Annotated in this window: 11 protein-coding genes; 2 read left to right on the plus strand and 9 right to left on the minus strand. The window is 74.3% G+C overall.

Features of this window, described 5'->3' with window-relative positions:
• Positions 1 to 64: 64 nt before the first annotated feature.
• Together ABZ948_RS26320 and ABZ948_RS26325 are read right to left on the minus strand one after the other, a co-directional pair.
• Positions 65 to 490: an SsgA family sporulation/cell division regulator gene (locus ABZ948_RS26320; protein ID WP_359763472.1), complete on the minus strand. Its 426-nt coding sequence runs from the start codon at positions 488 to 490 to the stop codon at positions 65 to 67.
• A gap of 62 nt (positions 491 to 552) precedes the next feature.
• Positions 553 to 1593 carry a hypothetical protein gene (locus ABZ948_RS26325; protein ID WP_359763474.1) on the minus strand — a complete coding sequence of 347 codons (1041 nt, stop codon included), beginning with the start codon at positions 1591 to 1593 and terminating at the stop codon, positions 553 to 555.
• Positions 1594 to 1803: 210 nt separating this feature from the next.
• On the opposite strand from ABZ948_RS26325, the gene ABZ948_RS26330 reads away from it, so the two are divergent.
• Positions 1804 to 2496: a hypothetical protein gene (locus ABZ948_RS26330; protein ID WP_359763476.1), complete on the plus strand. Its 693-nt coding sequence runs from the start codon at positions 1804 to 1806 to the stop codon at positions 2494 to 2496.
• Here ABZ948_RS26330 and ABZ948_RS26335 read toward each other — a convergent pair.
• A complete protein-coding gene (locus tag ABZ948_RS26335; RefSeq protein WP_359763478.1) occupies positions 2393 to 3364 on the minus strand; it encodes an LLM class F420-dependent oxidoreductase in 972 nt (323 codons plus the stop codon). The genes ABZ948_RS26330 and ABZ948_RS26335 overlap by 104 nt on opposite strands.
• 72 nt (positions 3365 to 3436) lie before the next feature.
• Between ABZ948_RS26335 and ABZ948_RS26340 the strand changes: the two genes are divergently transcribed.
• A complete protein-coding gene (locus ABZ948_RS26340) occupies positions 3437 to 4876 on the plus strand; it encodes a serine hydrolase domain-containing protein (protein WP_359763480.1) in 1440 nt (479 codons plus the stop codon).
• Here the strand turns inward: ABZ948_RS26340 and ABZ948_RS26345 are convergent.
• The 6 genes from ABZ948_RS26345 to ABZ948_RS26370 all read right to left on the minus strand — a co-directional run bounded on the left by ABZ948_RS26345 (position 4868) and on the right by ABZ948_RS26370 (position 12797).
• Positions 4868 to 6529: a serine/threonine protein kinase gene (locus tag ABZ948_RS26345; protein WP_359763483.1), complete on the minus strand. Its 1662-nt coding sequence runs from the start codon at positions 6527 to 6529 to the stop codon at positions 4868 to 4870. The genes ABZ948_RS26340 and ABZ948_RS26345 overlap by 9 nt on opposite strands.
• 393 nt (positions 6530 to 6922) lie before the next feature.
• Entirely contained in the window at positions 6923 to 7882 is a 960-nt protein-coding gene (locus ABZ948_RS26350; protein ID WP_359763485.1) for a threonine/serine dehydratase family protein, read from the minus strand.
• A gap of 161 nt (positions 7883 to 8043) precedes the next feature.
• The gene (locus tag ABZ948_RS26355; RefSeq protein ID WP_359763496.1) at positions 8044 to 9057 is read right to left on the minus strand and encodes a polyprenyl synthetase family protein; all 1014 of its coding nucleotides are present in this window, start codon (positions 9055 to 9057) and stop codon (positions 8044 to 8046) included.
• 230 nt (positions 9058 to 9287) lie between these two features.
• Entirely contained in the window at positions 9288 to 10343 is a 1056-nt protein-coding gene (locus ABZ948_RS26360) for a tetratricopeptide repeat protein (RefSeq protein WP_359763487.1), read from the minus strand.
• Positions 10344 to 10538: 195 nt separating this feature from the next.
• Positions 10539 to 11216, minus strand: a complete 678-nt coding sequence (locus ABZ948_RS26365; protein ID WP_359763489.1) for an AIM24 family protein — start codon at positions 11214 to 11216, stop codon at positions 10539 to 10541.
• Between the two features lie 90 nt (positions 11217 to 11306).
• Entirely contained in the window at positions 11307 to 12797 is a 1491-nt protein-coding gene (locus ABZ948_RS26370) for a CAP domain-containing protein (protein ID WP_359763491.1), read from the minus strand.
• Positions 12798 to 13430: the final 633 nt, after the last annotated feature.

Here is a 13430-nt window from a genome sequence, read left to right on the forward strand (position 1 = left end):
GCGGGCTGTCACGAGGGGAGCCCGCCCTGATCGCCGCGGTCCGGCCTCCAACGGCGACTGCGGTTCAGCCTCCGGCGATGACGCCCGCGAGGAAGTCGTCGACGTGGACCTCCTCGCGGCCCGGCGGGACCATCTCGTGGGTCTCCCGCAGGAACGCCGCGAACGCCGGGGCCCACGCGAACACCACCGCGTGGTGGCGGCCCCCGTCGGGACGGGCGTCGCCGAGGAACTCCATGCGCAGCTCCTGCCACACGCCCCGCGACTCGGGACGCATCCGCACGTCCCCCACCCCGACCGGGCGCCGCAGACCGTCGGCGAGCATCTCCCGGTCCAGCTGCCACCGGGCGAGGACGCGGCCGTCGTGGCTGAAGACGACGGTGACGGCGAACGGGTCGGCGGCGTCGTAGCTCAGGTGGGCGAGCACGGAGAAGCGGTCCGTGTCACCCGCCTGGAGCTGCACCACCAGGGTCTTGTGCACGAAGGAGTTCACGAGAGGGCCTCCGGGAAGAACCGACGTAGAGCCCTCTAGTACCCCCTGTACGCACAAGATGCTCAGCCCTCCGGGTGATTCCCGCGGGCTCCGCGCAGCGACGCGATGCACACGGCCACGGCCCGCTGGAGCTCCTCCAACTGCGTGACCATGTCGTCCTCGTAGAACTCCGGGACGTCGTCGAAGGTCAATTCCTCGAACACCTTGGTCGCCTTCTGCAGGCTGCTGTAGAACTTCGTGCGCCGCTCCTGCACCCGCAGCCCCGGGTCGGCCTCCACGGCCTCCACGACGAGGGACTTCATGGTGTCGTACGCCTCGGCGGCCCACTCGCCGGCGTCCTCCTCCTCGTCCAGCTCGTCGATGAGGGACAGGTGCCGCTCGGCCTCCTGACGGAGGTCGGCGGGCGCCTCGACGGTCTGCCCGGCAGGCGTCCTGATCTGCCCCGACTCGGCGATCTGGCGCACGTATCCGATGCGGTCGGCGGCCCTGCTCTCCCCGGCGACGGCCTTCTTCAGCTCATCGGTGCGCACCACGTCGCGGGCCAGCTCCGACTGGAGGCCGGGGTCCTCGCGGACCCGGTCCAGCAGGGCCTGGCGGGCCGCGCGGGCCGTGGAGGGGTCGGCGAGGATCGCGGCGCGCAGGGCGGTGGGGTTCTCCGCGACCTCCAGCGCTTTGGTGGGCCGGATGCCCTCCGCCTCGGCGGCCTCGGTGATGGCGGTGCCGCGCTCCGACGTGGCGCTGTTGCGGGAGACGTAGTAGCTCAGCCACACGTCGGCGTCCGGCAGTTCGACGTCCTGACCCGGGGTCAGGGCCTCGAAGTGCGGGACCATGCCGTCGTCGGCCGCCCGGTCCCAGGCCTTGTAGTAGCGCATGACCCGCTCCGGGGAGCAGCCGGCGAGCTCCGCGAACTCCTTCGCGGACACCTTCGGCGTCTCGTCCGCGCCCTGCCCGCCGGGCCGCACGCTGCGCGCCACCTTCAGCCCGAAGGCCCACCCTCCGGTCCGGGCGTACGCCCCGAACTCCCGCGCGTCACGCGCGACGAGGTCGGACACGGGCTCCGGGGACGCGGGGGACGTCTCGGGCGGGGTGAGGGCTACGGTCACGGACGACTCTCCTGGGGCGGGGCAGATCGGGACTGCACGAAGTGCGCACGGCAGCCTACCGGCACCCGCTGACCTCGCCGTTCACCGCCGCCGGGGTCCGGGGCCGGGCTCGTCCCGCGCGCGAGGCCCGCGCCGATTCGGCCGATTCGTGGGTGCCGCCCCGGCTTGATCGGTTCGCCCGCCCGGCCCCCGTGGGCGAGGATGCGGGACATGGTGCGACCCGAGATCGGCGCGGTGCCGCGCCGCTGCGCGGAGTGCGGGGGGTACGAGTACGGCGGTGCTCCCGGCTGTGACGCGTGCCGCGCGCTCGTCGACGGCATCGTGGAGGAGGCGTGGGCCGCCTTCCTGCGGCGGTGGGACGTCGCCGGGGCGGAGCAGGAGAAGACGCTGGCCGAGATGGTCGCGGCCGAACCCGACCGGCACGACTGGCGGGTGGTGGACGCCGCCCTCGACCGGCTGACGTGCCCCGACTGCGGGGACCGGCTCGCCCGGGGCCCGGTCGGCTGCCCGTCCTGCGACCAGGCGCACGGCTTCCGCTACGCCGCGGTCGAGACGGACCGGCCGGGCGTCCCGCCGGGCAACGAACACGCGGTCCGCGTGAACGTCTCGGTGGTGCGCCGACCGCAGGTCACCTCCGAGGGCGAACTGCTCGTCCGGCGCCTGCTGCTGCCGCTCCTCCTGGCCGGGGCCCGGCCCACCGCCGAGGAGGCGCAGCGGATCAGCGCGCTCGTGAAGAGGAGCCCTCCGGGCCGGAGGGCCCAGCTGGCCGTCGAGGCCGTCGAGGCGCTGGCGGAGGACCTCAGCCGAACGCGTCACGCAGGGCGGGCAGCAGGGTCTTCTCCGACCAGTCCAGATACGCGGGCTGGGACTCGCCGCCGATCTGGACCAGGGCGATCTCGGTGAACCCGGCCTCGGCGTAGGGGCGTACGGCCTCCACGAACGCGTCCGGGTCGTCGCCGCACGGGATGGAGTCGGCGACGTCGTCCTGCGTGACGAACTGGGTCGCCGCCTCGAAGGAGTCCGGGTGCGGCAGCTCCGAGTTGACCTTCCAGCCGCTGCCGAACCAGCGGAACTGCGCGTGCGCCCGCTTGATCGCCGTGTCCCGGTCGGGGTCGTAGCACACCGGCAACTGGCCCACGCGGGGCTTGCCCGCGCCGCCGTGCCGGTCGAACGCCTCCAGCAGGCCCGCCTTGGGCTCGGTCGCGATCACCAGGTCGCCGAGCCGGCCCGCGAGTTCGCAGGACCGCTCGCCGGAGACGGCGACGCCGATAGGCGGGGCCTGTTCCGGCAGGTCCCACAACCGGGCCGACTCCACGTCGAAGTGCGTGCCGCGATGGTTGACGTGGCCGCCCTCGAACAGGGCGCGGATGATCTCCACGGCCTCCTCGAACATCTCGTGCCGGACGTCGACGGACGGCCAGCCGCCGCCCACCACGTGCTCGTTGAGGTTCTCGCCCGAGCCCAGCCCCAGCCGGAACCGACCCTCGGAGAGCAACTGCACCGTCGCCGCCTTCTGCGCCACCACCGCCGGGTGGTAGCGGAACGTCGGACACGTCACGTACGTCATCAGCGGGATACGCGACGTGGCCTGGGCGGCCGCGCCGAGCACCGCCCAGGCGTACGGCGAATGGCCCTGCGAGCGCAGCCACGGGAAGTAGTGGTCGGAGGTCACCGAGAAGTCGAAGCCCGCCTCCTCGGCCCGCACCACGTGGTCGACGAGCTCGCGGGGGCCGGCCTGCTCGGTCATCATCGTGTATCCGATTTGCACCATAACCGCCGAGTCCCCTGACGCCCGGCGGAGAAACGACTCGATCAAGGTCCGCCGGCGAGGCAGGATGCCGACATGAATGCCACGGTGCTCTCGCCCTCCGACCCCGCCGCCCAGGGCGTCGACGCGTCCGGCGTCCTCGCCTTCCTCGACGCCCTCGAAGCCGCCCCCGGCATCGAGCCGCACAGCCTGATGATCGTGCGGCACGGCCGGCTGGTCGCCTCCGGCTGGTGGGCCCCGTACACCCCCGACCGCCCCCAGCTGCTGTACTCGCTCAGCAAGAGCTTCACCGGCACCGCCGCCGCGCTGGCCGAGGCCGAGGGACTGCTCGACTTCGACGCGCCGGTGATCTCGTACTTCCCGGAGTTCGAGGCCGACATCACCGACCCGCGCAGCCGGGCCATGCTCGTGCGGCACGTGGCGTCCATGGCGAGCGGCCACGAGCGGGAGACCGTCGACGAGGTCTTCGCGCTGGACCGGGAGGAGCCCGTGCGCGGATTCCTGCTTCTGCCGCCGGATCGCGACCCGGGCACGGTCTTCGCCTACAACCAGCCCGCCACCTACTCCCTCGCCGCCATCGTGCAGCGCGTGACCGGCCGGTCGCTCACCGAGTACCTGCGGCCCCGGCTGCTGGATCCGCTGGGTATCGGCGAGGTGTTCTGGCGGCGGGGCCGCACCGGCCGCCAGCTCGGCTTCAGCGGTCTGCACGCCACGACCGACGCCGTCGCCCGCCTGGGCCAGCTGTATCTGTCCGACGGGGTCTGGGAGGGGAAGCGACTGCTGCCGCAGGGGTGGGTGGCCCGTGCCTCGCGCCCGCACATACCGACCGCCGGTTTCATGGAGGCGGACTGGGAGGACTGGCACGAGGGCTACGGCCACCAGTTCTGGGTTTCCCGGCACGGCTACCGGGGCGACGGCGCGTACGGCCAGTTCTGCCTGGTGCTGCCCGAGCAGGACGCGGTGATCGCGGCGACCTCGGCGACCGAGCGGATGCAGGAGTACCTGAACCTCGTCTGGGAGCACCTGCTGCCCGCCTTCGGGCCCGGGCCGCTGCCCGGCCGGGAGGCCGCCGACGCCGCGCTGCGGGAGCGCCTCGCCCGGCTCGCCCTGCCGCCCGCCCCCGGCAAGCCCGCACCGCCGGAGCGGGCCGAGGAGTGGGCCGCCGCCGAGTTCACGCCCTCCGGCGGGGCGGGACCGGTGCGGACGGCCGGGCTCGCCCGGGACACGGACGGCTGGACGCTGACGCTCACCGAGGAACGCGGCGGGCGCCGGCTGGACCTGCGGCTCGGCGGCACACCGGGCTGGACGGTGGCCGAGGAACCCCTCCCGACCGCGGTCAGCGGCGGCTGGACCGACTCCGGCACGCTCGCCGTGGAGGCGGCGTTTCTGGAGACCCCGCACCGGCTGGCGCTGACCTGCTCCCTCGCGGACCGGTCGCTCACGGCGCACTGGACCACCCGGCCGCTCCACGGTGACCGGCTCACCGACCAGCGAGCGCCGCGCGGCTCAGTCTGAGCCCGGCCGGAACGTCTTGAGGAACGTGCGCAGCGCCTCCTGGTTCACGGCGTCCTCCCAGTCGGCGTCCGGGGTGGTCCAGCGCAGCGAGAAGCTCCGGCCCCCGCCCAGCAGGAAGCCCCGGCCGAAGGTGTGCACGCGGGTGCCGTCGGCCTGCGCCGTCCACTCCATGTCGGCGGCCTCGCGGCCCTGGTACGTCGTCGCGCGGATCTCGCCGATCCGGTCGTAGCCGTCGGACCGCTCCAGGTTCGGTTCGACGTCGTCCCGCCACACGGCGACGGGGTCCGGGCCCACCCTTTCGCTGTAGGTGACGGCCAGCGTGCGGTCGTCACCGTCGGCACCGAAGACGATCCGGTAGGCCAGGTCGCCCTGGCGGTCGGTGTCCAGCCGCTTCCAGTCCTCGGGGAGCGCCACGGAGAAGCCCTCCGGCGCGTGGTAGCGGTGGAAGCCGGGCGGCAGGGCCGTGGCCGGGGCGGACGAGGTCGGTGCGGGGGACTCGGTGGTGGGCGTGGGGGAGGGGGACGCGGACTTCGTCGGACCGGGTGTCCCGGACGGCTCGGGGCCGGGGCTGTCGGCGCCGCTGTCGCCGCCGGTGCTCTCGCCCGGCGACGCGGCGGAGGCCGGCGGCCGGCCCGGGGACTCGGCCGCGTCGCTGCCCGAGTCGCCGCCCGGCAGCCCCTGGGTCGCGGCGAGCACGGCGACCGCGACGGTGACGACGGCCAGGGCCGTCCCGGCCACCATGGTCCGTCTGCTCCAGACCGGGCTCCCCGGCCGTACGGCGGCGTACGCGCCGCGCAGCCGCGGGGCCGGCACGGAGGCCAGGCCCGCTTCGGGGTCCTCGCTGAGCGCGCGGGTCAGCGCCTCCCGGACCACCGGGCGGGTGAGCCGCTCCCGTGAGTCCTTGCGGAGCAGCCCCTGCACGACCTGGGCCAGCGGCCCGGCGCGCATCGGCGTACGCAGCGGCAGCCGGTCCACGCCCTTCAGGGTGTTCTCCGGGCGTCCCCGGTCACGGAAGGGCGGGCGCCCTTCGACCGCCGTGTAGAGGATCGCGCCCAGCGCCCACAGATCGGCCGCGGGCCCGATGCGCTGGTCGCGGGCCTGTTCCGGGGAGGCGTAGGCGGGTGCCGTCAGGCGCGGTGCGAGGGTCGCGCCGGCCAGGCCGAAGCCGGTGACGACGATCGACTGGTCCTCGCGTACGAACACCTGGCCGGGGCTGAGTTCGCCGTGCGTGATGCCCTCGGCGTGCGCCGCGTCCAGCACGTCGAGCAGCTCCAGGCCGACGCGCGCCGCCCGCACGTAGTTGAACGTGCCCTGCTCGGAGAGGAGTTCGCCGAGCGGGGTGCCGTCGATCCACTCGTTGACGGTCCACAGGGAGCCCGCCTCCTCGTGGGCGTCCACGACCGTGGCGATGCGGCCGGGGCACAGCAGGGCCATGCTCTCGGACGTGCGCAGCAGCCGGGCGGCCGTTCGGCGCTCGGTTGCGGACGGGTCGTCCGGGAGCCCGATCTGGGTGACGAGACACGGGCGTGAGACGTCACCGGCGCCGAGGTCCTCGGCGTACCAGCAGATGCGGTTGGTCTCGCGCTGGATGATCTCGAGCAGCCGGTACCGGCCGGCGACCAACTGGTGTGTGGAGACGTGCGCCCTGCCCATGGCCATCCCTCGCTGGAAACCTGGCTCTCACCTTTTCCAGAGGTACGGGGAGTGAGGCCGACTGCGTTCAATCCGATCGCAACTCCGCGCTCAATCTTGTCTTTTATTCAAAAGATGGGAGCAAGTGTGCGAGAGAAAAACGGTCTTTCGCGGGTTCGGGGGCGGCTCACCTCGGCCACCCGGGCCCTCGCGGGCGCGGGGAATTCGGCCGCCGTGGCCCGTGGAATCGTTAATCCCCGCCCGGCCAGGTGGTAACCGGCGGTAAATGTGAAGGTGTCCGACCGCTGAACTCGACAGCCCTCCGACGAATTCCCGGCGACGGTTTCCGGAGCGCGGCCGGATCCTCGGGGCAGACCTCGGCGCAGACTTCAGCGCAGACCTCGGCGCGAGACCTCAGCGCAGACCGAACCGGTGCGCCCAGGCGATCATGTCGCCCGTGGTGGCGTTGCCCCCGCACACCACCAGGCCGAGCCGGGCCCCCTCGCCGACCCGCTCAAGGACCCGCCGGGCGGCGGGCAGCAGGCATCCGGCGGCCGGTTCGGCCCACACCTTTCCGTGGTCGGCCAGGTCCAGCGACCCCCGCACGGCTTCCCGGTCCGGGACCACGAACACATCGGTGACCAGGGCCAGGACATGGTCGTACGTCAATTGCGACACGGCCGGGGCGCTGAGCGTGGAGACGATCGACGCCAGGGCGACCGGCCGCGGGCCGCCCGCCGCCAGCGCCTCGGACATGGCCTGCGCGCCCTCGGTCTCCACGCCCCACACGCGCACACCGGGCCGGCGCGCCCGCAGCGCGGCGGCGACACCGGAGATCAGGGCACCGCCCCCGATGCTGACGAGCACGTCGGTGAGGTCCCCGGCGTCGTCGGCGAACTCCAGCCCGACCGTGCCCTGCCCGGCGACCACCACCGGGTCGTCGAAGGGATGGACCAGCGTCAGCCCTTCCTCCTGCAGCCGCGTCATCAGCGCGAAGGCCCCGGCCATGTCGTCGGTCAGCCGCACCGAGGCGCCGGAGGACTCCGCGATCTCCACGGCTCGGGAGGGCGCGGACCGGGGCATCACCACCGTCGCCCGTACGCCGAGGGCGGCGGCCATGACCGCGAGGGCGATCCCGTGGTTGCCGCCGCTGACCGCCACGACTCCGGCGGCCCGCTCGGCCTCGTCCAGCGACAGCAGCTTCGCCGCCGCCCCGCGCGCCTTGAACGAGCCGGTGCGCTGCAGCACTTCCAGCTTCACGGTGACCGGGGCACCGAGCAGCGCCGACAGCCCCGGGCTTTCCACGGTCGGGGTGCGCACGACGTGCCCGGCGATCCGCTCGGCCGCGGCTTCGATCTCCGAGATGCCGATCACGGCAGCAGTCCTTCCGGCGCGGGTTGCGGAACGCGCCGTGACGCACCCTGACCCGTGGAGGGGGACCAGGTCAACGCGCCCGGCCCGGGCAGGCGGTGGGCCGGGCGGGCGGTCAGCCGGGTGCCGTGTCCCTCAGGTGTCTGGCTTCAGGTGTCTCGGCCTCAGGTGTCGCGCCGCACCAGGTAGGCCAGCAGTGACCGCAGATCGCCGACCGCTCCCGCCGCCAGCGGCACGCCGCGGAGCGCCGTCTCGACGGCGGCGAGGTGGCGCCGGGCCTCCGTCAGGGCCGCCGCGCGGCCGCCCGACTCCTCGATCAACGCGGCCGCCCCGGCCGGATCGTCGCCGGCCTCCAGGAGCGCGGCGATCCGGTCGCCCTGTGGGGAACCGAGCGCCACCAGCACCGGGAACGTCTTCTTCCGTTCCCGCAGATCGCCGTGGACCGGCTTGCCGGTGACCTGCGGATCACCCCAGATGCCCAGCACGTCGTCGACGATCTGGAAGGCGACGCCGAGGTGACGGCCCGCCCGGTCGAGTGCGGTGGCCGTCCCGGGCGCGGCACCGCCGAGCACGGCGCCCAGCGCGGCCGCGCAGCCCAGCAGCGCGCCCGTCTTGTGCTCGGCCATCGCCCGGTACTCGTCCGGCCGCACTCGCCGCGGACCCGTCCAGGGGCGGTCGGCGAACAGCAGGTCGTCCGCCTGGCCGCGCACCAGGTCGCCCAGCGCGACGGCCAGCGTCCGCACGGCGCCGGCGCCGCCCGGCTGCGCGGCGAGCGTCCCGACGGCGAGGGCGAACAGGGCGTCGCCGGCGAGGACGGCGGGGCCGGTGCCGTAGGCCTTCCACACGGTGGGGCGGCGGCGCCGGGCCGCGTCGCCGTCCATGATGTCGTCGTGCAGCAGGGAGAAGGTGTGCACCAGCTCCACCGCGACGGCCGCGGCCACGCCGTCCCGACCGGGCGCCCCGGCCGCCTCGGCGCCCAGCACGGCGAGGGCCTGCCGCACGCCCTTGCCGCCCGGGGCGACGGCCGGCGCGCCACCGACCTCGCACCAGCCGAAGGAGTAGGCGGCCATCTCGGCGACCCAGGGGTGCAGTTGCCCGACGGCTTCGACGAGAGCGGGCCGCACGAGCGCACGACAGCGCTCGAGGACATGAGGGGCATCGACCACGGGCCGGCTGATGCTGCCGGGTTGTGCCGGCTCGACGGTGGCGGCTCGGCCGACGGTGTCGGGTCGGCCGGTGGTGTCGGGTTGTGGTGGCTTCGCGGTGGCGGGTCGGCCGGCGCTGCCGTGGCGTGGGTGCTCGGCAGTGGTCAGTCCCTCGGTGGTGTCGGGGCGTTGGTGCTCGGCGGTGGTGGTGGGTCCGTCGGTGACTTCCGGGCGCACCGGCCCCACCGTCCTCGGCAGCGCCGTCACCGTGCCGTCTCCGTCGGCCGCGCGGTCGCCGGTATGCCGAGTTCCTCGTGGGCGCGGGCCACCATCTCGCGGGCGTGCTGGAGGCCGATCCGCTCCAGCACGCCCGCGAGATCGGCCAGTTCGGCCGCCGTCTCGCCCGGGGCGCGGCCCAGCCGGGCCAGCGCCTTGGCCAGGCCCAGCCGCGACAGCGCCTCCCCGCGCGGTTCGCTCATCTCGCGGAACTCCGCGAGCGCCCGCTCGTACCACGCCCGGGCCTCGGCGTAACGCCCGGCCCGGTACAGCACGTTGCCGCGCATCTTGTAGTTGTAGGCCAGCGCGCTGGACAGCCGCATCGCGCGGCACGTCGTCTCCGCCTCGGTGAGCAGCTCCAAGGCCCGCTCGGTGTCCTGGTCCCGCACCGAGACGACGTCGGCCAGGCCGCGCAACGCCCAGGCGTGACCCCGCCGGTCGTCGGCGCGCGCGGCGATCTCGGCGGCCTCCTCGAACAGGGCGTAGGCGGTGTCGTACTTCCCGGTGTTCCGGTGCATCTGCGCGATGCCCTCCAGCGCCCACACCGTGTGCCGCGCCTCCCCGCGCCGCCGGGCCTCGGCGAGCAACTGCTCGTGCAGCCGGCCGACGGCCTCGTAGTCCCCCTGGATGCGGCCGGTCTCGGCCAGGCCCGCCAGTGAGTAGCCGCGTACGACGATGTCCCCGCCGCGCTCGCCGAGATCGGCCGCGAGCCCGAGCAGCCGGCGGGCCAGCCGGAACGCCCCGCGCTGCCGGGCCAGCGTGCCGCCGCTCCACAGCGCCCAGGCCATCGCCGGGACGTCCCCGGCCCGGCGGGCGGCGCGGTAACTCGCCTTCCAGGCCCGGTCCGCCTCCTCGACCCGGCCCAGCCGGCGCTGCGCCTCGGCCACCGCGAGCCCGGAACGCGCCGCCTCCCCGGGCCGCCCGGCACGCTCCGCAGCCTCCAACTGCTCGGTGCCGGCGGCCAGGACGTCGGTCAGGGAGGAGTTGACGGACAGGGTGGTGAGCGCGCCCTGGTACTCCGGGGCGAAAGCCTTGCCGTACATCGATGCCTTTCGGTCCGTATACACAGAATCTCTACACTGTGCGTATACATGCTGTGTATAGATGGGTGGAAACCGGCCCCGGCCACAAGGGCCAGGGCCTCACCTGTTGCCGATCAAGACGCCGGCGGGACGGACCGGGTTGCCTGTGAGGCGCAGATCACCTGACAGGCACTCAGCGGTGGCTCGGGGGGGGGCTCAGTGCTGGCCGGGTTTCTGCGGGGTCGCCTCGCTCGGCCGCACGACGACGTACCCCTGGCCCTGGAGCATCAGCTGCACGGCCTCGCCGGAGCCGCCGCGCAGCATCGAGCCGAGGGACTGGGAGCGGTGCAGGGAGGTCTGCAGGCCCGCGGTCCAGCCGACGATCGCGTCGGTGTCGACGTACACCGGGTACTGCGGGGAGACCGGGATGACCAGCGGATTGCCCTCGCACACCAAGCCCAGCCTGCCGTGTCCGGTGAAGACGCTGTTGAACAGACCGCCGCCGGTGATGCCGGCGCCCTTCACGGTCGCGATGCGGTACGCCAGCGTGGCGTCGAAGCACAGGACGTTGCGGCCGTTGACGGTGAACTCGTCACCCGGTTCGACATCGACGATGAAGCAGTTCTGCGCCTCGTGGGCGAACCAGGCCTCGCCCTGTCCGCGCACCGCCATCAACGGGAGCCCCTCCCCGGTGACCGCGCGCTTGAGCATGCCCCCCACGCCCTGGCCCTTGCGTTCGAACTGGAGGTTGCCGCGGTAGGCGATCATCGCGCCCTGGCGCGCGAGCATCTCCCCGTTCACCGTGTACCGGATGCACTTGGCGTTCTCGACCGCCATGCCCGGCGCGGCGGCGGGCTGGACCATGTGCTCGCTGGAAAAGAGGTCACCCTTCATACCGGCATCCTCGCCCGGAGCCTCTCCCTCCGCCAAGATCCGGGTGATCGCCCGGGAGGTGCACGGAAGGTACGGCCGGGCGGTGCGGTCTCACCCGCCGAACAGCTGCGTCCAGTAGGTGCCCGCCCGGCCGCCGCCGGCGAAGCCGATCCCGATGTGGGTGAAGCCGGGCTTGAGGATGTTGGCCCGGTGGCCGGGGCTGTTCATCCAGCCCTCCACCACCTCGGCGGGGGAGCGCTGGCCGCAGGCTATGTTCTCGCCGATCGAACGCCGGGTGGACCCCGCGGCGGCGGCCCGGTCCCAGGGCCGGCTGCCGTCGGGCGCGGTGTGCGCGTAGAAGGCGCGGGCCACCATGTCCGCGCTGTGCGCCTGCGCCGCCGCGGTGAGCAGCGGGTCGACGGCCAGGGGAGGCAGTCCGGCCCGGGCGCGCTCGCGGTTGGTGAGGTCGGTGACGGCGGCTGCCGTGTCGGTGAGTCCCCCGGGTGTGAAGGGCCGGGCCCACACGGCGGTCCAGTAGGTCTCGCCGGAGGGGGCGTCGTGGACCCGGGCCAGTCCCGCGTGCGTGAACGCCGGGTCGCCCAGGGTGCGGCGGGGTGAGTCCGCGCGCACGCAGTAGGCGACGAACTCGGCGGTGGTGCGCGGTCCGGACACCAGATGCTCGCCGATGGTGAGGTACGCGTACCCGGCGCCGGTGACGCGCTGGTAGACGGAGACGCCGTCGCGGCTCTCGACGCCGAGCCGTCCGTGGGCGGCCATGGCCGCGGCGTGCTCCCGGGCCGCGGACACCAGTCGGGCGTCGAGGGAGACCGGGGGTGAACCGGCCGCCGCCCGCGCGGAATTGACCAGGCCGAGGAAGCCGTCGTCCGGGGGCGTGCCACCGGGCGAGACGGGGGAGGGGGCGGCGGTGACGGTCGGCGGACCGGCCCGGTGCGGGCCCGCCGGGACGGCGGCCGGTCCGGTCACGAGACCCGCGCGCCGCGCCCCGCCGCCGGACGGATCAGGCCGGGCGCCCGGCACACCGGCCGCTGCCGCTCCCGGCGTACCGGCCGCTGCCGTGCCAGGCACACCGGCCGCTGCCGCCCCCGGCCCGGACGCCGGTGGGTCGTCCACGACGTCGACGCCGAAATCCCGTGCCAGTCCGGCCAGTCCGTCGGCGTACCCCTGGCCCAGGGCCCGCAGCTTCCAGCGGTCGCCGCGCCGGTAGATCTCGGCGAGCAGCAGCACCGTCTCGCGCTGGGAGCGGGGCGGGGTGAACCGGGCGAGCGGGCGGCCGCTCGCGTCCGTGACGTGGAGCGTGGGGGAGGGCAGGCGGCCGAGGGCGGTCCCGGGGTCGGCGGGGCTGACGGCGACGGTGACCCGGGTGGCGCCCGGGCGCAGCCCGGCCGGGTCCACGGTGAGCGTGTCGCCCCGCAGCCGGGCGCCCGGCGCGGCGGGCTGGTTGTAGAAGACGAAGTCCTCGTCGCCCCGGACCTTTCCGCCGTCGTCCGTGACGAGCGCCGACACGTCGAACGGCCCGGGCACACGGACGCTCACCGCACCGCCCGGCAACGGCAGATTGCCCCCGGGAACCAACTCGCTCATCGCGCCGCCCTGTCGTTCCGCCCAGTCCGCGCCGGTTCGGCGCCGGATGCCCGGACAACGGCCGGGGGGTGTACGGGGGTTCCCGTACGAACCAGGGCAAGGTGACTGCCGCCGGGTGCGATTCCCGCTGCCACGACGTGCGCCGACGGCCACAACGACCCCGCGATCCCGTCGCCCCGGCCTGGGTACTCCGTCCACCATGATCGACATGCTCGTACCGTCGCACGGCAGGCCCACCGAGGCCGCCCCGCGCGGCGCCGGAGGCCGCACCACTACCGTGTCGTACGCCGGTGCGACCCGCAGGATCCGTCTCGCGTCCGGCGGCTCCGCGACCCCGCGGAACCTCGCGCCATGACACCGCCCGTACGCGACCGACCGGCCGAAGGAGCGCCGACGATGCCCCGCACCGCACGCCCCCGCCTCCGCGCCGCCCTGGCCGCCCTCTCCTCATGTGTCGCACTGGGCTGCGGGACCGGCGCGACACCCCAAGGGGACGGGCCGTCCCCGCCGTCCAGCGCCCCGGCGGGAGCGGAGTACGGCGTGGTCACCTGGGCCGCGTCCGCCGACCTCGCGGAAGTTCGCCGGGGTGATGTCCTGCACCTGCGAGGCGTCGTACGACACCATGTCGTCGTT

This window comes from Streptomyces olindensis, assembly GCF_040645895.1.
GTDB classification, from domain to species: Bacteria; Actinomycetota; Actinomycetes; order Streptomycetales; family Streptomycetaceae; genus Streptomyces; species Streptomyces olindensis.